The organism is Paenibacillus sp. FW101-FHT12H11 (assembly GCF_058790355.1).
This window is the reverse complement of the sequence record NZ_JBYTCO010000002.1, coordinates 589,951-608,618: the sequence shown is the minus strand read 5'-3', so window position 1 is coordinate 608,618 and position 18,668 is coordinate 589,951. Positions and strand designations below refer to the sequence as shown.

Sequence of the window (18,668 nt, the reverse complement as noted above, 5' to 3'; positions counted from 1 at the left end):
AGATTTAATTATATTGTATGCTTTAGGAGGTGGAAGGGTTAGGGGAATTGGCATAATTTTAAAAAGAAATGGGTCATGAAATAACAAAAGATTTAGACGCGAAACGGCGGCATTCGTCTGCCATCGATATCCGTAAAACCATATTCGGCAGCTAAGGAACCAACCTCATGAAGAAGTCCTGCTTTCAGTTGAACCTGCGGATCAGAGGCCAGCGCCACAACGGCGCGCCCAATATATTCAACGGACTCCGTCGGGTGTAACTCTTCGATTCGCATGAAGTCGGGATCGCCAGGTTCGAGGCCGTAATGTTTGTACACAGCTTCTGTTCGCATCCAACCGGGAGCTAATGCCAATGCGGTTACATCCAACTGGTTTGCTTTGAGATTTAGAGCCATAGCACGGGTCATATTTACAACTGCACGTTTCACTGTGTCATAAAATACATTCACCGGGTAATCGCCTCCGATGTCGGAGTAGACCCCCGTGTTAATAATCAAGCCGCGCTTCTGCCCAAGGAAGAAGGTGGACATGGCATATCGGCTGGACACCATTTGAGCCCGTAAGCCGGCATCAAACATGCTGTCCCAACGTTTCAAAGGCTGCTTCCAGAAAGGCGCTAAAAAATCATCTTTATCAATGTCCTCGTAACCTCCCCAAGCGTTATTGACTACAAGATCAAGTGTGCCTTGTTCCTGTTTGATTTGCTCGTACAGCTTTTGAACATCGGCTTCAACCGTATGATCACATCGAACCGCAATTCCTACGCCACCACGTTCAGTCACTTCATCCGCTGTATCCTCGATCGTACCTGTAAGATCTGGATGAGTCGATTGTGCCCTTGTACTGCGGCCAGTCACATAAACGGTGGCACCTGCTTCACCAAGCACTAAGGCAATTCCACGGCCGGCACCCCGACTAGACCCTGTCACAAGTGCTACCTGACCTTGAAGCTGTTTACTTTTCGTCATCCTTTTAAACCTCCATTTGTGATTCTCCAAGTTACTTTGCACTTATAGTTTACCTCTATACGATGACAGTTCTTGTCATGGATTGAAAAGGCGCATAAATGTTCAAGTTTGTGAATCTTCCATGATGCTGTATGCGTGAAGCATACGCTGAAGTTGTTCGCGAATCCATTGCACCATTTCGGATGGTTCTTCAACGACGGCATCTGCGCCCATGCTCAGGAAATATTTTGAGAAATGGAGCAGATTACTCTGGTGCATCTCACTGACTAATTCTCCGCTCCCGTCCGCATGAATCGTGACATCTTCATCTCTGCCATTGCTCCGCTCGTATGCTCGGACACCAGCAGGTGTAAGTTTGACGCGAAGTCTCATGTGTTCGGACAAATCGTTTTTCTGATTGACTCCACCTGATAACCAATCAAGAATGGTGTAGTTCATGAGGTTTTTGCTAGGGTGATCCGGCTCGGCAGGAGTCAAGCTTTGCAAGCGATCTGTGCGAAATAGGAGGATGCGATCTTTTTGAAAACAATAAGATGGAAAATACCAATAGCCATTCGAGGCGTAAATGCCGATGGGTTGTATGGTTCGTTCCGTTGCACCATTTTTGGAAGCATAGGTGATATGAAGGGGAAGCCCATCGATCGAAGCCTCCAGAAGTTGCTGCAAATAAGGAGAACTTTGTGTGCGGGTAGGTGTCCAAAATGACACGCGATTCTTGAGCGCATCAATTTGCTTTTTCGTATCCGTCGGAAGATAGTGATAAAACTTGCCTAGCGCTGACGTCGATTCTGCAGCAAAAGGCAGCGCTCCATAATACTGGAGCGACTGAAAGGCGAAGAACATCGCGACTGCCTCTTGTTCCGTGAACAGAATAGGAGGGAGCATCCGCTTTTTCAGCAAGCGATAGCCGCCATGCGGGCCGAACTCCGTATAAAGCGGCATTCCGAGCTCGCTTAGCTCCTGTAAATCGCGATGCATGGTGCGTTCCGAAACGCCGAATTCTTGGGCGAGCTCTTTGGTCGTGAAAGCCATGCGTTCATTAACGGCCATCATAAGCTGGATCAAACGCTGTGTTTTGTTCATGACAGTTCGTTTCCCCCTGTACGTGTAAAGCTATCCAATTGTTCGCATAACCTCTTTCATCGTGCTGACGAAAGCTTCGGCTGCTTTGGAGAGGTATCTGCCCTTGCGGTAAGCGATGACAAGTGTTCGGGTCGGTCGGCCTTCCAAAGTAAGGTGAACGGGAGATAACTCGCTGAAGCTGCGTTTTGAGATTAAATAGGGCACGAATGCGATGCCCATACCGGCCGCCACAAGCGATTGGACCGTTTCCATGTTGCTGGATTCGAACACGATATTAGGGGCAATCCCGGCGTTTTGGCAGAGATCAAGCGTAAGCTTTCGAAAACCTTGCCCTTTTTTCAAGGCGATGAAGGCTTCTTTTTCCAATTGTGAGATGCTGATCGGTTCCTGGGCCTGCGTTAACGGATGGCGCGGGGGCACGGCAAGGACAATTTCTTCTTCCAGCAGCGTTTCATATATAAGTGATTCTTCCCTCAGCGGCAAGGACAGGAGAGAAATATCGGTTTGCCCGTTCATGGTCAAAGTCTCCAAGTTCGCTGAAGTTTCTTCAACAAGTGAAATTTCTATATCCGGATAAGCGGTTTGAAAAGCAGGGACTACAAATGGAAGGATGGTCGATCCCGTAATTGGCATACTGCCGACGACGAGGCGTCCTTTTTTCATCTGTGAAATGTCTTCCATTTCTTTTTTGAGCTGCTCTACCATATCAAGAATTTTTTGTGATTTCTCGACGAATAAAGAGCCGGCATGCGTAAGTTCAACGGAGTTTGTGCTGCGCTGGAACAGGAGAACGCCAATTTCTTTCTCTAGCTTGGACAACTGCTGGCTGAGTGAGGGTTGGGCGATATGAAGTTTTTCTGCGGCTCTCGAGAAGTTCCGTTCAATGGCAATCTGGATGGCATATTGTAGTTGGCGTAATTCCAATGATTTTACAACTCCTAAAATGAATGATGAGGGTTAAACGTGTTTATTTATCATAGCTCATGATCGTATTTTAGCATAATCCATAAATAAAAAGAGACTGTCACACAAGCAGATTAAATCTACTTGCGGACAGCCTCTTCATACCTCGAATGTTACCTCTTCACCGTACTCCGGTACATCAGGAACAGTAAATATGGTGCGCCAATGACAGCAACAACGATGCCGGAAGGGATTTCTTTGGGAATGGCGATCACTTTCCCGATTATATCCGCGATGACTAGCAAAATGGCGCCGATCAAAGCGGAAAGGACAACCGATTTCTGGTGACGCTGGCCCATGAAAATCCGAACGGCATGCGGAGCGAGCAGCCCGATGAAAGATATAGTGCCAACGCAAGCTACTGCGATCGCCGCTATTATAACTCCAATGCTTGCCGCTATCAGGCGGGTTTTCTGCAGCTTGAGGCCAAGTCCGAGCGATACAAGATCTCCAAAGGCAAGCAAATCCACACGGCGGCCAAGCTGCCAAGCGATCGGCAAGAGGATAACCATGGCTACGCTCAATTGCCAGAATTCCAACCAACCTCTGGCATAGGTGCTCCCAGCCAACCAAGTTAGAGCTGGAGCGGCGCCGAGTTTGGATTTAATGATCAGGAACTGGATGACAGCTGATCCAAGCGCAGATATCGCAATCCCGACAAGAATTAATACGACGGGATTCAGCCCTTTTTTCCATGCCAGCAGATACACACTGCCGGCTGAGAGGAGAGCTCCGGCCATCGCGCCGATCGGTACCCACATGCCCGAAGCCGTTGGCCAGATGGTGAGAACAAGAAGCGCTCCCATGCCAGCACCTGTCGTAACACCGACAACGGAAGGGTCGGCAAGCGGATTGCGAACGGCGCCTTGCATCATGGAGCCGGCAATCGCAAGCGAGGCTCCGGCAAGTGCGGCTACGAGCACGCGAGGCAAGCGTAAGTTTAAGATGACGTTGCTCGACAACTCAGGTCCGCCGCCTGATAGAACGGCAAGGACATCTGCAAACGGAATCTTTAGAGCACCCGCGGATAATCCGGTCAGAATAAGCGCAAGCAGAGAGGCGGATGACAGCAGAATAAGCAAGGGATATGGAATTTTGCTGCCGATGAAGCCGACGCCCATCGAAGATCCGCTATCCGGCGAAGCATGCATCTTGGAGCCGCGAACAGCAAGCCAAATGAGCCAAGGAGCTCCAAGAACGGCGGTGACGGAGCCGGCAGGCAGTTCGCCAAGCGTGCTGCGAAACATTTTCGCAATCGTATCCGCCGAAATGAGCACGACCGCTCCCCATATTGCGCTGCCCGGAATCAGGAACCTATGACGTCTGAGGCCGATCAATCGAATCAAATGTGGGGCGATGAGCCCGACAAAGCCAATTGGACCTACGACACTTACTGTCACTCCGGCCAGCAAAATGGCAGCAGCAAGCGCCATGAAACGGATTAAATTTACATTTTCACCCAGTGAAGCAGCCGTTTCCTCATTCAGCTCCAGCATATCCAACTTTTGACTAAACAAAAGGGCAGCAACTAGCCCAATCAATACCCAAGGAAGTGCGTAGCGTACACCTAGCCAATCATTTTGCCCTAATGCGCCTGAGCCCCACATAAACAGACCGTTGGTCTCATTCTCATACATAATTTGCAGACCGCTTGTAAAGGCAGACAATACGAGGGAAACGATCATGCCTGCCAAAGCCATGCGCAGCGGAGTACTTTTGCGTCCCCCTGACATGAAGTAAGCCATGACGGCTGCGCCGCATGCGCCAATGAGTGCCAATAGCAGTGAATGATCCGAATTTAAGCCAGGGAAATAAACGGCTGCAAGCACGATGATAAAATAAGCACCTGCGTTCAAGCCCAGTGTTGAAGCGGATGCCAGCGGATTGCGGGTAACGGTTTGGAGCAGCGCTCCTGCAACCGCAAGCGAAGCTCCGGCCAGGAGGCCGATGACCGCCCGCGGCAAGCGAAGCCCCCGAACCATATGATGGTCGGGGGTATCTTGTGGGTGCAGCAAAGCGTTCACGATGGTATGAACAGTAAGGTTAGCTTCTCCTTGCGTGATGTTCAGGAACAGAACCAGAAGCAGGGCCAGAAGGCCTCCTCCAAATACGAAAAAGGCTTTCCATGCCGTTTGCCGATGTGTAAAAGGGTCTATTTTTAACTTAATCTGGCTCATTTGGTTAACGCGTTAGCTGTCAACTCGGCAAATAGTTTTGCGGACAATGGACCGCCGAACGGCCAAGTGTTGCCAGGCAGCTTGTAGGTTTTGTTCTCTTTTACAAAGGAAAGACCTTTCCAAACGGCATTATCTTTGAGTTGTTTCTCAAACACATTATCGTTGTCTTGCACAATGTAAATAAAGTTGGCGTTTTGTACAGCAGGCAGTGCTTCCACGGAAGCGGTCGAGTAGCCGTACATTTCAAATTTATTAGCCTTAAATACATTCTTCAATCCGATGCGCTGAAGAACTTGTACAGCCATAGAGTTGTCCAGGAACATGCGAAGATCTGCGTTGTTTTGATTGCTAAAAGCTTGTGTAAGTGCGACTTCAGCACCATCTTTTTTAGCAGCGGCAAGTTTTGCTTTCGTATCTGCGTATGCTTTTTGAAGGTCGGCAAGCACTTTGTCGCCTTCCGCTTTTTTACCGACAATATCAGCAATCGTTTTGAAAGTATTTTCCATCTCCGCATATTGATCGCCTTTTCCTTCAGCAGGGTAGGAGTTAAAAACGATAGTAGGTGCGATTTTTTTGAGTGCCTCATAGTTTTTGCTTGAACGCAGTGTGCTGGTAATAATGAGATCAGGCTTGAGACCTGTAATAGTTTCCAGGTTAGGTTCTTGACGAGTTCCTACATCAACAACTGAAGCATCCAAAGCAGGCGTTACGTTAACCCAGTTTGCATAACCTTTTTTATCAGCAGACCCTACAGGTTGAATACCAACGGCGAGCAGATCTTCCGCATAGGTCCACTCTAAAGTGACGATTCGTTTAGGAGTACCTTTAATTTCTGTCGTCCCCAGGTCATGAGTGATGGTTTTGACAGTGTCAGCAGCAGCCGTAGCGACAGCAGACGCAGCAGGTTTAACTGAAGCAGCAGCTGGCGAAGCTGTTGAACTGGCTGTACTAGCCGCATTACCGCAAGCAGCAGTAAGGAAAAGCATGACGATTGAAGCTGTAACCGTTAATGGTTTTACAATTTTAAGCACAAATAAACCCTCCTATAATATGTATCTATAAATGGATAAAAGTGATGGGTGTTTCAATCCCACTTAGAGAATGATAATCATTATCAATATTTATGTCAACGTTTTATTAAATTATAGGATTAATCTATCAAGCTTATAGTTATTATATCTTGGAGCAATGATAGTAATCGTGCTAAACTACGTTATGAGGGTAAGACATTAACAAATTGAGCGGATAATGACAAGAGGTGACTGGATATGAGTAAAAAGACGATGTTCGAAAAAATCTGGGATAATCACGTAATTAACCAGGAAGAAGGCAAACCAAGCGTTATCTACATCGATTTGCAGTTGGTACACGAAGTAACATCACCGCAAGCGTTCGAAGGACTTCGGTTATCGGGTCGTAAAGTTCGTAGACCTGACTTGACTTACGCAACGATGGATCACAACGTTCCAACGAAGGATCGTTTCAATATTACAGATCCTATTTCCAAGCAACAAATTGATACACTTTCACAAAACTGCCGTGACTTCGGCGTTACATTATTCGATCTTGACAGTATCGACCAAGGTGTCGTACACGTTATGGGACCTGAGCTTGGCCTAACGCACCCGGGTAAAACGATCGTTTGCGGCGATAGCCACACATCGACACACGGTGCTTTCGGAGCTCTTGCATTCGGTATTGGTACAAGTGAAGTTGAGCACGTTCTTGCTACGCAAACGCTGCAACAATCCAAAGCCAAAACACTTGAAGTTCGCATTACGGGAAGCCTGAAACCAGGCGTAACAGCGAAGGACTTGATCCTTGGCGTTATTGCGAAATACGGCACGGATTTTGCTACTGGTTACGTTATCGAGTATACAGGCGAAGCCATTCGCGGCCTTTCCATGGAAGAGCGTATGACGGTATGTAACATGTCCATCGAAGGCGGAGCTAGAGCAGGATTGATCGCTCCAGACGAAACGACTTTCAACTATCTGCGCGGTCGTGAGTACGTGCCTCAAGGCGCTGATTTCGATGCAGCTGTTGGGGAATGGTCCAAGTATGTAACCGACGAAGGCGCGACGTATGATTGGGTCGTTGAGTTTGACGCTGATTCCTTGATTCCGCAAGTAACTTGGGGAACTAGCCCGGGCATGGGTACAAGCGTAACAGCACTTGTTCCGGATCCACAAAGCTTTGAAACTGAAAATGAACGTAAAGCAGCTGAAAAAGCGCTTGAATATATGGATTTAACACCAGGCACACCAATGACAGATCTGAAAGTTGACTATGTTTTCATCGGTTCCTGTACGAACGGACGTATCGAAGATCTTCGCGCAGCTGCAAAAATCGCACAAGGATACTCCGTTGATCCTACAGTTACAGCAATCGTAGTACCTGGCTCCGGCCGCGTCAAAATTCAAGCTGAAAAAGAAGGCTTGGATAAAATTTTTACAGCCGCGGGCTTCGAATGGCGTGATGCTGGCTGCAGTATGTGTTTGGCGATGAACCCGGACGTTCTGCAACCTGGCCAACGTTGTGCATCGACTTCCAACCGTAACTTCGAAGGCCGTCAAGGCCGCGGTGGACGTACGCATCTCGTGTCCCCTGCGATGGCTGTTGCTGCAGCGATCAAAGGTCATTTCTATGATGTTCGTGATTGGGAAATTAAAGAATACCAACAAGCTTAATTTTGGCTGATTAAGGAGAATGAAAACATGGAAGCTTTCAAACAACATACAGGCCTCGTCGGCCCTGTGGATCGTGTCAATGTAGATACAGATGCAATTATTCCTAAACAGTTTCTTAAAAGAATTGAGCGTTCCGGCTTCGGCCAATTCCTGTTCTTCGAATGGAGATGGGATGAAGCGGGTAACGTGATCGAGAGCTTTCCACTGAACCAGGATCGCTACCAAGGCGCTTCCGTCTTGCTCTCCAGAGCGAACTTCGGCTGCGGATCTTCCCGTGAGCATGCGCCATGGGCGATTCAAGATTTTGGCTTCCGAGTCATCATCGCACCTTCTTATGCGGATATTTTCTATAACAACTGCTTCAAAAACAGCATTTTGCCAATCAAGCTTTCGGAAGAGCAAGTGGATGATTTGTTTAACCGCACAGCGCAACATGAAGGTTACAAGCTAAATGTTGATCTGGAAAACAACAAGCTTACAGACGACTATGGATTGGAAATTAGCTTTAACATCGACGAGCACCGTCGTCAGTTTTTGCTGCAAGGTTTGGACGATATCGGTTTAACACTCCAGCATGAAGACAAAATTACGGCTTACGAGCAAGCTCACGCAAAGCGTTTGGCTTATAAATAAGTTCGGGTCGAAGACGCATCTCTATGGGGACCCCATGGGATGTGTCTTTTTTTTGTTAATTTTTTATGCAACTTTTGGTAGTTTGATACGTCTAATAGATTACTAGATTGTCGAACGGACGGGGGTTTTGCTGTCGGGCTAAGTGACTAATTTGAGATAAAGGACAATTGCTGCTAGGTTTTGAGAGACAGAGTTCTCATTTTTGTGATTACGACTATAATTCCGACAATATATAGAGGTGAATGATGAAAATTCCTGCATTTTGTTTCATGTTGCTGATTTCTGTGCTGCTGCCTACTACGGCATTGGGGGCGGAAGCGTCTAATGCGATTAAGCTTTTTATGAATGAGAAAAGATTGGTTTCGAGTGAAGTTCAACCTCGTATTGTTAGTGGAAATACAATTGTACCCGTGCGCATTATTGTTGAAGAAATTGGCGCTAAGGTAACTTGGGATGAGGCCACGAGCAAAGTAACCATCGTCAAAGACGATGTGAACATTCAATTGACGATCAATAGCAAAACAGCGTTGATTAAAGGCAAAAAGGAAGTCATGGAGGTTGCTCCGATCATTGATAAAGGCAATACGATGCTGCCGCTCCGTTTCATTGGACAGCAAATGGGTATTGAATTTACATGGGACGCATCCACTTCTTCCGTACATATGTTCAAAAAAGACGATAGCGATTCCAAGCCAGTAACAGGTCCAGTTGATGTCGTAGATGGCAAGACACCAACAACGCCGCCAACAACAACACCTACCAATCCAACAACACCAACAAATCCAGTCAAACCAGGAGACGGTACAGAGACTGGGAGTGGTACAGGTACAGGCACTGGAACTGGAACTGGGTCCAACATACCGGATCCGAATGTCCATCTGGTGCAATCTATCGTGTTGACCGATAAGGAGCTAACGGTAACGGCCAAAGACGGCACGCTTGTACCGACATCAATGAAATTAGCCAATCCCAATCGGATTGTATTGGATTTCCCTAACACAGTGTTGGATGAGCCTCTCAAGAAACTGCTGGTCAAAAATGCGGGAGAGCTGAGTTCGAAGCATCCGCTGGTGGAGAAAGTTCGCTTTTCCAATTTTAACGATAATCCGGCTACTGTAAGAGTTATTCTGGATTTGAAAAGTACTGCTGATTATAAGGTTCAGCCTACCAAGCTGCCTAATCAGTGGAAAGCGACAATTGCCGAACATCAGTTAACTGTCGTAATTGATGCGGGTCACGGCGACAATGATCCTGGCGCATTATCCATAACTGGCAGACATGAGAAGGATTTTACACTATCTATGGCGAAGAAAGTAGAGCAGCTTCTCCTTCAGGACAAGCGTCTTAATGTTTTGATGACTCGTTCTGATGATACGTTCATACCGCTGGATGACCGGGTATCTTTTGCCAATAACATTCAGTCGGACCTTTTCTTATCTATTCACGGTAACAGTGCCAAGGCTACGGTATCCGGTACAGAAACGTATTATAACCGACCGGAAAGCGCAGCTTTTGCGAATGTCATTCACAAATATGCGATTCCGGCAACAGGGTTTCCTGATCGCAAAGTACGCGAAGCTGATTTTAGAGTCATCACGAAAACGACCATGCCGGCTGTTCTGCTGGAAGTAGGGTATTTGTCTAATAAGAACGATGAAAGTGCGATGTACAAGGATGCGTTCCAAGACAAATTAGCCTCTGCTCTCGTTGCTGCTATCAAAGAATACTTGAACCTCAAGTAGGAGGTAAGAACTCTAAATTTAGGCTACGATGCTAGTTTTGCTATGCAAAACGCGAAGGAGTGTGTGAAATGACCCAAACAAGACGCTTTATTCAAGGGGCACTTCTTGTGAGTGCCATTACATTGTCTATAACTGCCTGCGGTCAAAAGAATCAGTTGGTAAGCGGTTCTGCACCGCAGACATCAACGAACCCAATCTCAACGTCAACGGTTCAAAGTCCTGCGCCAACAGTTGCGGCGACTCCGACACCTGAACCTGAGCTGCACAAAAAGATCAAGGCTTACTATAGCGATCAAGATGAAATGAAGCTTGTAGAGAAAGAAGTTACGATCACTTACAAAAAGGATGCAGATGTGTATGGTGCAGCCTTGAACGCTCTTAAGAAGAGCGATGATCCTAAAGCCATTCCTTTATTTGACGACTTAAAGTTTACAAGTTCAGCCTTTGATAAAACCAAAGGGGAATTGAAAGTGGACCTGACGTTTGGTCCCAAAACGCAATTGGGCGCCCCTGGGGAAGAAATGTTTTTGCAAGCCCTGAAAAAAACGGTTTTTCAATTTCCGGAAGTGAAAGCTTTATACGTCCTGAAGGATGGCAAACAAGTAGACAGCTTAATGGGGCATCTGGAGCTTCCCTACCCAATCAAACGACCTAATTAAATGGAAGAGCAGAGGAGTTAATTTAGAGATGAGAAATAAGAAGTTGGCAAGCGCAATCTTAAGTTCTTTAATTGTTACAAGTTTAGCTGGAACACCGGTTCTGGCCGCTGATTCCACGAGTGGAACATCCAAAAATAGCGTAAAACTTTCGTTCCCGGATGTAAAATCAGATTATTGGGGAATTCGCCATATTTCAAAATTGGCTCTCGAAGGAATCATTGAAGGTTATGAAGATGGTGCCTACCGCGCTGAAAACTCGGTTTCCCAACAGGACGTACTGATTATGGCAGTCCGCATGATGGGGTTGCAGGATGAAGTCAATAACATGACATCTACAACTGTATTCCCTGATTTTATGCTTGTTGATAGTTACGCTAGGAATTATGTAGCTGTCGCGCTTCAAAAAGGATTAATTACGAACGAAGAAGAGAAAGAGCGAAGCTCGAGCGATAAGTCCAAAGAGAATTGGGGACAACGCAAGGCAACAAGAGAATGGGTAGCAGAAATCGTTATTCGTGCGATCGGCAAAGGCGCTTTTGCCCAAAGCTTATCCGAGACGCAAACGACATTTAACGATAACAGCTCCATTAGCGCTACATCACTTGGATATGTAAATGCTGCGGTAGCGTTGAAAGTTGTTGATGGTTTTGAAGACGGGACCTTCCAGCCGAAAGGCGCAGTAACCCGTGCTCAGATGGCTGCATTCCTTAGCCGCTCGCAGAAAGAATTGACATCTTTGCCTGCACATGCGAAAAAAGGATACTTGACCACCCTCACAAGCGGCACCATTGGACTAATGGACAAAGAGGGTAATACAAGTACATACAAGATCTCGCCAAATACTGTCTTCTACGGAAACAAAAACGATACGGCAATTGACCCGAAAGAACTTCAAGAAACCTATGAAGTTTCAATCGTTGAAGTAAATGGCGTTGCTTACTATGTTGAAATCATTAAAGACGAATTGCAGATGGACATTAAAGAGGGCAAATTGCTCAAATTAAACATGAGCACGATGAAAGCGACATTGGATGATTTTGAAAGCTATGATTTGGCTTCGGATGTAGCCGTAACGGATACGGAAGGTCGCGGACTCAGTCTTGGGGACATTGTAACCGGCAGCACCATTCAATTGCGTAAAAGCAAAATTGTCAACACAGACAAATACACGTCTATCATCGTTAAACAAGTGCCGGTTAACAAAACGGCAAATGGAGCAATCCAAAACCTGAACAAAGATGCGGCACAAATTACGCTGCTGGATACAGAGTCAGGTCAACCTGAATCATACAGCTTCTCTTCTGCTTTAATTATTACTTCTACGGATAACAGCTTGGCGGATCTGAATTCTCTGCATATTGGCGATGTCGTCGAATATACGATTAAGAACAGTGAAGTAGTGAAGATTTCTGTTAAGAAGCAAGCGGATGTCGGTGTAAGTATTGAGGGAACTTTTAAGGAGTTTTCTGAAGATAAATCGACTTTATTGATTAATAAAACGACGGGTAAACCTGTTGATGCGTATGAATTGTCGGAGAATGTGAAAGTCGTGATCAATGGAGTAACGAACGCAAGTATTTACGATCTTGCTGCTGGCGATCAGTTGAAACTGGAAGTTCTAAATAATAAAGTAACGTTGATTACAGTTGCAAATCGCTCTATTGAAAATTTATATTTTGCTAAAATAGTTGGCTATGATCAAAATTTGAAGCTGCTTTCGGTTATCGATAACAAAGGTGAGCCTCATGCGTATATTTTGACGGATAGCGTGTCGATTTCATATGCAGGTATGAAGCTTCCTTTATCTAACTTTAGCGGCACATTTACAGTAGGCAAATATGTAGATTTGCTGGTTGCACAGAAAAAGGTTACACAAGTTCAGATGTCCACACAGCTAAACGGACAAATTACACAATTAAACCTGCAAACGAACGATATTACGTTAAAAACAGACAGCGGTCAAAGCTTGTCGTTTAAGCTGCAGTATGCACCTGTCGTGGAACTGGCGAATAAGCCAAACAGTACGCTTTCGGATCTAAAAGTAGGAGACACAATCTCCCTACAAATTAGCTTCGATCAAAGTATCGTGACTAAAATTACAACTAGTAAAACAGCTATGTACAAAACGGTTATTACAAATATGAATTCCAACCAAATTACCGTGTCGGATGATTCGAATTCCCAGTATGTCATTTCACTTGATGGTGTACCAATTGTGAAACCGGATCAAAGCACAGGTTCGATCAATGACTTTGTATTAGATGATTATGTGAAGCTTTCATTCAATGGTTCAAAAGTTGTCAGAGCTGAGATTGCAACTCCTGTAATCGGCAAAGTAACAGCTGTGAATGCAGCAAGCTCCTCGTTGACTGTTCAAGACTTTACTGGGAAAAGTCAAGTCATCAATGCAGGTACCAATTTCGGTGTGAAGCTGAACGGCGGATCGGATTATAATTTCGCCTCCATTAAAGTTGGCGATCGCGTACAAGTCATGAAAGATGCCAGCGATAAGCTGGTGATTCAAGTGGCCACTACCGCAAAACGAGAAGTTGATAACTACAGCTCAGTTGTTAATCAAATGTATTTGAAAGCGACTTCTGCTGGAGATAAGACTTCTTACAGCCTTTACCCAAGAGCTTATTATCATAAAGGAACAGACATAGTGGGTCCATCTTCATTCGTATCCGGTGATATCATCACAATCTATGTGCTGGATAATAAAATCGTTGAGATTGAGAAGTAAGAATTGAACAAAATTATCGTCACATCCGTCTGTATCGTAGGAGCTAGTCTCCTGCTTCAGACGGTTTTTTTATGATTTTTAAAATAAATATGGCAATTTTTTAGAAAATGTTCGCATTTTGACGCTCACAAGCATTGATTCTAACGTCACAATTCGCTAAACTGAAGAATATTACGACCCTAAGGAAGCAAAGACATGACGCAGAAGTTAGTAAGGCATATTTTGGATACGATTGGCGAACTATTTCCGGATGCACATTGCGAGCTGCGTCACAGTAATCCTTTTGAATTAACGATTGCTGTTTTGCTATCCGCGCAATGCACTGATGAAACCGTAAATAAGGTGACATTGGATTTATTTCAGAAATATAAGCGCCCCGAAGATTACTTGGCCGTTTCGTTGGAGGAACTGGAGCAAGACATCAGACGGATTGGACTATTTCGAAATAAAGCGAGCAATATTCAAAAACTGTGCCGGTTATTACTGGACAAGTTTGATGGTGAGATCCCAGAGAAGCACGAACACTTAGTCGAGCTGCCTGGTGTAGGCCGAAAGACGGCAAACGTCGTTGTCTCCAATGCTTTTGGAGTACCTGCCATTGCCGTTGACACTCATGTAGAGCGCGTATCCAAGCGATTGGGATTGGCGGGCATCGATGATTCGGTGCTTGAGGTAGAAAAGAAGCTGATGAAGAAGGTTCCACGAGAAGAGTGGACACAAACCCATCATCGACTGATCTTTTTTGGCCGGTATCATTGTAAAGCGCAGAACCCGAAATGCGAGGTATGTCCTCTTTTGGATAACTGTCGCGAGGGTAAGAAACGTATGAAACCAAGCTCAACTAGGAAAACTATTACAAACAAATGATATGCAGACAAAGGATGGGATTTAAATGAAATGCATCGCCGTATATACCAATAGCTTTGAACAATTCTCTGATATTTTCGAACAAGTGATTAATACTCCATTAGCCGATAATGAGGAAAAAGTCATTGAAGGCATTACAGTCAGTGAATCAGGTGAAGTTCCTCAGAATTACATAGACAAGATGAAAACAAAAACTGAGGTTGTTGTGATGAAAGTTAAAGAATCGGATATTACGATCTTGCAGCATCGCGATGTTTTTGAAATTTTCTTGCCTGAAAAAGAAAAAGTGGTTATGTCCTAAAAAATTAAATCTCCCTCTGGGAGATTTTTTTCTGTATCCTCATAGATATAGGATTGGATAGAAGACCGGTAAATAAGGAGCGGAACGGACGAATGACGCAAGCAATCGATACAAACATCTCGGTCATGCCGGATGCAATCAAGAAGATGCAGGTAAATCTGCAAACAACAGGGGATCTGGATAATGCTGGTAAGCTGGGGCAACTGCTAGCAAAGATTGATTCAGGCAGAATGAACATCGCTTTCTGCGGCCATTTTTCAGCGGGGAAATCAACCTTAATTAACCAGCTATGCGGGCATCCGCTGCTGCCGTCCTCCCCGATACCAACGAGCGCTAATATCGTGAGTATCCGCAATGGGGCACCTGGCGCTCATGTTACACATCGACATGCAAGTCTCCAAGGGAAGACGAATACGATCCCTCTCGATGAGCTTGAAGCTTATTGTGTGAACGGCACAGATATTGAAACGGTGGAAATATCGTATCCCATTGCTTTTCTGGGTGAACATACAGCGCTGTTAGACACGCCAGGGATTGATTCGACGGACGATGCCCACCATAAATCTACGGAGTCTGCGCTGCACTTGGCGGATGTCGTGTTTTATGTGATGGATTACAATCATGTACAGTCCGAAGTGAATCTTGCGTTTACGAAGAAAATGAAGGAGTGGGGCAAACCGCTCTATCTCATTGTCAATATGATCGATAAGCACAAAGAATGGGAACTGCCATTTTCGCAGTATCAAGAGGGGACGAAACAAGCCTTCTTGAACTGGGGGATCGTGCCGGATGATCTGCTTTTTGTCACCATGAAAGAGCCGAATCATCCTCATAATGAGTATGGAAAGCTGCAATGGTTATTAAGCCGCTTGATTGAACGTGGCGACGAGCTGCGCAGCTTCAGCATTGACGCCTCTGCACGCTATCTTGCCGACGAACATGGCAAATGGCTGGCTGAGCAGCATGAGCCGCAGAAGGCTGAACTTATGGAGCAAATCAGCCAGGAAGGCGATGTGCAGGAGGTTGAGGCGCTGGCGACTGCCAAGCAGCAGGAGCTGACGATCTTGAAGGGACTGCCGGAAGCATTGACGGCACAGCTGCGTAAGGAAGTTGGCACAATCATTGAAAATGCCAACATTACACCGGCTTTGACCCGTGATCAGGCTCATGCGTATTTAGAGAGCCGCAAGCCCGGGTTCAAGGTAGGATTCTTCTCCAGAGCGGCACAGACGGCTCTGGAAACGGAGAAACGGCTGAGCGCGTTTCAAGCGGATTTATCGGAGCAGGTGGAAGCACAGCTGGATTGGCATCTGCGGGACGCTTTGAAGAAAGCTGCGCAAAATCAAGGGCAGCATGATGCGGGTCTCTTGGCTCAGATTGAAGCATTGCGCGTGGAAGTCACGCCAGAGTGGCTTGCAGCGCAAGTGAATGCTGGCGCCACATTCGGGGGCGAATACACGCTCAACTTCATGAAGCAAGTTGCGTCGGATATTAAACAGCAGTACCGCAAACAGGCGTTTGCGGTGATCGACCTGATCGCGGCTGCTGTCAGCGAGCACGGTGCCGTAGCCGCCGCTGCGCTTGCGGCCGAGCTGGAAGCGCTGGGCAGCCGCCTCGGCGCTGCCCGCGAACTGCGCCGCCTCGAGGAAGCCGAGGCGGCCGCAACGGCCCAGCTGCTGCGCATGGCGAGCTGGGCAAGACCAGCTGCGCCGGCGCTGCCGGACGCGCAGCAGTACACCCCCATGGAGGAGCAAGCAGCCACCCCGCTGAGCGGGGGGCTGCATGTCACCTCCATGGATAAGATCCTGCAGGCCGCTGCGACAGCATCGGCGGCCGCAGGGCCTTCAGCCGCTGCCCCTGTGGAGGCAGCGGCATCCGCGCCGACCGCGTTCACCTCAGGTGAACACGGCAGGCGCATGGAGCGCAAAGCCGCGGACTTGCTGGCGGCTTCGGACATCATCGACGGACTGCCGTCGATGCGGTCGATCGCGCGCGCCATGCGCGAGAAATCGGAACGTCTGCGTCAGCGGACGTTCACAATTGCGCTGTTCGGCGCATTCAGCGCCGGCAAGTCGTCTTTCGCCAATGCTCTGATTGGTGAAAGAGTGCTGCCGGTCTCGCCGAACCCGACGACGGCGGCCATTAATAAAATTATGCCGCCGCAAGAGGGCTGGCCGCATGGTACGGCCAAGGTGAAGATGAAGAAAGCGGACGCGATTCTTCAGGACGTCCTGTATTCACTTGAAATTTTAGGCGTGCAAGCTAGTGATATGGCGTCCTCATTGAAACGTATAGGCGCTCTTTCGCCAGCTGACGTAACCGCCAAAGGAAAACCGCATTATTCCTTCCTTAAAGCCGTCGAGAAAGGCTGGCAGCTGGCGCAGAATCATTTGGGCACGGAGCTGAAAATTACCAAAGAGGAGTTTCCAAGTTACGTCGCCGACGAGTCAAAGTCTTGTTTTGTTGAATTTATAGAATTATACTATTCGAATCCCTTGACGGAACAAGGCATTATTTTCGTTGATACACCTGGTGCAGATTCCATTAATGCCCGCCATACCGGCGTTGCTTTTAATTATATTAAAAATGCCGATGCCATTCTTTTCGTGACTTATTATAATCACGCGTTCTCGCAGGCGGATCGCGAGTTCCTTTTACAGCTTGGACGTGTCAAAGACAGCTTTGAAATGGATAAAATGTTCTTCATCGTAAATGCCGCCGATCTTGCAGCAAGCCCGGAAGAATTGCAAGGTGTGATGACCCATGTGGAAACAAATCTTCTGCAGCACGGTATCCGCAATCCGCGGATTTATCCGATATCCAGTTATTTAGCGGCAGAAGGGAAAATTAACGGGAACGAAGCGCTTGTCGCGCAGTCGGGCATTCGTCCGTTTGAAGGTGAGTTTGTGCAGTTTACTTTCAATGAACTGAGCGATGTTGCGATACACTCAGCGAATCTGGAGCTGCACCGCGCGATTGCCACAATGCAGCAATGGCTCGAGAGTGCGCAAACAGGGGAAGAACAGCGGAAGCAGCAGCTTAGGAAGCTGGAGCAGTCTGAGCGGGAGTGTGCTGAGCTGCTTGAGCGTACGCTTTTCGAAACGGAGCTCAAAGAATTGAAGAAAGAGATTCAGGAACTTCTGTATTATGTGAAGCAGCGTACGATGTACCGGTTTGGTGAATTGTACAATTACGCCTTTAATCCTTCCACGTTCCGTGAGGAAGCCAGAGATCCGAAGCAAGCGCTCCAGTCGGCCTGGGGTGAGCTGCTGCGCATGATTGGTTATGATCTTTCGCAAGAAGTGCTTGCTACGACGCTGCGTGTTGAGAACCGGATGAATCTGATATCCGGAAATCGTGTTAAACGTTGGGAAGAGCAGCTTCGCCAAGTTATGGATGGCTTCGAGAGCGGTTCATACGAATCCAACACATTTGTTACGCCTGAAATCAGCTCCAAAATGGAAGCGCCTGAGATCTCACTTAAATTGCTGCAAAGTCATTTCAAGAATCCGAAGCAATTTTTTGAAGGGGATGGCAAAAGCAAGCTGAGAGCAGATTTGGAAAATCGGATGACGGCGCCGGTTGCTCAGTTTGTTGAGCTTCAAACTGCAGAGCTTGAAGAGGCATATGCCAATCAGCTCGAAAATTGGTTGCTGAAACAGAAAAATCAGCTGCTTGGGCAGCTGAATGAGCACGCTGAAGGGATGCGCGATGCCCTTGAAATGAAGATTGATTTGAACGAACTAATATCCAAACAGCATCAATTAAAGTCGTTTGTTTAACATTTAAACAATAGGGTTGGTCATGTTCAATTGAACGTGATCAGCCCTTTTTCACGTACC

At 46.8% G+C, this 18,668-nt stretch carries 13 protein-coding genes; 8 read left to right on the top strand and 5 right to left on the bottom strand.

All coding sequences use genetic code 11. The features are described 5' to 3' along the window. Positions 1–92: 92 nt before the first annotated feature. From AC3WTJ_RS08350 to AC3WTJ_RS08330, 5 genes are all read right to left on the bottom strand, one after another. Positions 93–968, bottom strand: coding sequence for an SDR family NAD(P)-dependent oxidoreductase (locus AC3WTJ_RS08350; protein ID WP_492521427.1), 876 nt, complete (start codon positions 966–968; stop codon positions 93–95). Between the two features lie 102 nt (positions 969–1,070). Then, positions 1,071–2,051, bottom strand: coding sequence for a helix-turn-helix transcriptional regulator (locus tag AC3WTJ_RS08345; RefSeq protein ID WP_492521426.1), 981 nt, complete (start codon positions 2,049–2,051; stop codon positions 1,071–1,073). Positions 2,052–2,081: 30 nt separating this feature from the next. Further along, entirely contained in the window at positions 2,082–2,975 is an 894-nt protein-coding gene (locus AC3WTJ_RS08340) for a LysR family transcriptional regulator (protein WP_492521425.1), read from the bottom strand. Positions 2,976–3,127: 152 nt separating this feature from the next. After that, positions 3,128–5,191 carry a Fe(3+)-hydroxamate ABC transporter permease FhuB gene (fhuB, locus tag AC3WTJ_RS08335; RefSeq protein ID WP_492521424.1) on the bottom strand — a complete coding sequence of 688 codons (2,064 nt, stop codon included), beginning with the start codon at positions 5,189–5,191 and terminating at the stop codon, positions 3,128–3,130. Beyond that, complete coding sequence (locus AC3WTJ_RS08330) at positions 5,188–6,222, bottom strand: ABC transporter substrate-binding protein (protein WP_492521423.1); 1,035 nt, start codon at positions 6,220–6,222, stop codon at positions 5,188–5,190. Before AC3WTJ_RS08330 ends, fhuB begins: the two co-directional genes overlap by 4 nt. A gap of 237 nt (positions 6,223–6,459) precedes the next feature. Between AC3WTJ_RS08330 and leuC the strand changes: the two genes are divergently transcribed. The 8 genes from leuC to AC3WTJ_RS08290 all read left to right on the top strand — a co-directional run bounded on the left by leuC (position 6,460) and on the right by AC3WTJ_RS08290 (position 18,608). Next, entirely contained in the window at positions 6,460–7,881 is a 1,422-nt protein-coding gene (gene leuC / locus AC3WTJ_RS08325) for a 3-isopropylmalate dehydratase large subunit (RefSeq protein WP_407872199.1), read from the top strand. 27 nt (positions 7,882–7,908) lie between these two features. Continuing rightward, positions 7,909–8,514, top strand: coding sequence for a 3-isopropylmalate dehydratase small subunit (gene leuD, locus AC3WTJ_RS08320; RefSeq protein WP_127451503.1), 606 nt, complete (start codon positions 7,909–7,911; stop codon positions 8,512–8,514). A gap of 242 nt (positions 8,515–8,756) precedes the next feature. Continuing rightward, positions 8,757–10,256: an N-acetylmuramoyl-L-alanine amidase family protein gene (locus tag AC3WTJ_RS08315; protein ID WP_492521422.1), complete on the top strand. Its 1,500-nt coding sequence runs from the start codon at positions 8,757–8,759 to the stop codon at positions 10,254–10,256. A 68-nt stretch (positions 10,257–10,324) separates the two neighbouring features. Then, on the top strand, positions 10,325–10,915 hold the full coding sequence (locus tag AC3WTJ_RS08310; protein ID WP_157324554.1) for a GerMN domain-containing protein: 591 nt from the start codon (positions 10,325–10,327) through the stop codon (positions 10,913–10,915). A gap of 28 nt (positions 10,916–10,943) precedes the next feature. Further along, complete coding sequence (locus AC3WTJ_RS08305; RefSeq protein ID WP_492521421.1) at positions 10,944–13,658, top strand: S-layer homology domain-containing protein; 2,715 nt, start codon at positions 10,944–10,946, stop codon at positions 13,656–13,658. A 195-nt stretch (positions 13,659–13,853) separates the two neighbouring features. Further along, on the top strand, positions 13,854–14,525 hold the full coding sequence (gene nth, locus AC3WTJ_RS08300) for an endonuclease III (protein WP_127451512.1): 672 nt from the start codon (positions 13,854–13,856) through the stop codon (positions 14,523–14,525). Between the two features lie 25 nt (positions 14,526–14,550). Further along, the gene (locus AC3WTJ_RS08295; protein WP_127451514.1) at positions 14,551–14,826 is read left to right on the top strand and encodes an NAD/NADP transhydrogenase alpha subunit; all 276 of its coding nucleotides are present in this window, start codon (positions 14,551–14,553) and stop codon (positions 14,824–14,826) included. A gap of 92 nt (positions 14,827–14,918) precedes the next feature. Continuing rightward, a complete protein-coding gene (locus tag AC3WTJ_RS08290) occupies positions 14,919–18,608 on the top strand; it encodes a dynamin family protein (RefSeq protein WP_492521420.1) in 3,690 nt (1,229 codons plus the stop codon). The last annotated feature ends 60 nt before the right edge of the window (positions 18,609–18,668 follow it).

Coding starts and splice junctions, on each gene's coding strand:
- AC3WTJ_RS08350 (WP_492521427.1), bottom strand. CDS start 968: ATGACGAAAAGTAAACAGCTTCAAGGTCAGGTAGCACTTGTGACAGGG.
- AC3WTJ_RS08310 (WP_157324554.1), top strand. CDS start 10,325: ATGACCCAAACAAGACGCTTTATTCAAGGGGCACTTCTTGTGAGTGCC.
- AC3WTJ_RS08295 (WP_127451514.1), top strand. CDS start 14,551: ATGAAATGCATCGCCGTATATACCAATAGCTTTGAACAATTCTCTGAT.
- fhuB (WP_492521424.1), bottom strand. CDS start 5,191: ATGAGCCAGATTAAGTTAAAAATAGACCCTTTTACACATCGGCAAACG.
- AC3WTJ_RS08345 (WP_492521426.1), bottom strand. CDS start 2,051: ATGAACAAAACACAGCGTTTGATCCAGCTTATGATGGCCGTTAATGAA.
- AC3WTJ_RS08315 (WP_492521422.1), top strand. CDS start 8,757: ATGATGAAAATTCCTGCATTTTGTTTCATGTTGCTGATTTCTGTGCTG.
- leuC (WP_407872199.1), top strand. CDS start 6,460: ATGAGTAAAAAGACGATGTTCGAAAAAATCTGGGATAATCACGTAATT.
- nth (WP_127451512.1), top strand. CDS start 13,854: ATGACGCAGAAGTTAGTAAGGCATATTTTGGATACGATTGGCGAACTA.
- AC3WTJ_RS08305 (WP_492521421.1), top strand. CDS start 10,944: ATGAGAAATAAGAAGTTGGCAAGCGCAATCTTAAGTTCTTTAATTGTT.
- leuD (WP_127451503.1), top strand. CDS start 7,909: ATGGAAGCTTTCAAACAACATACAGGCCTCGTCGGCCCTGTGGATCGT.
- AC3WTJ_RS08290 (WP_492521420.1), top strand. CDS start 14,919: ATGACGCAAGCAATCGATACAAACATCTCGGTCATGCCGGATGCAATC.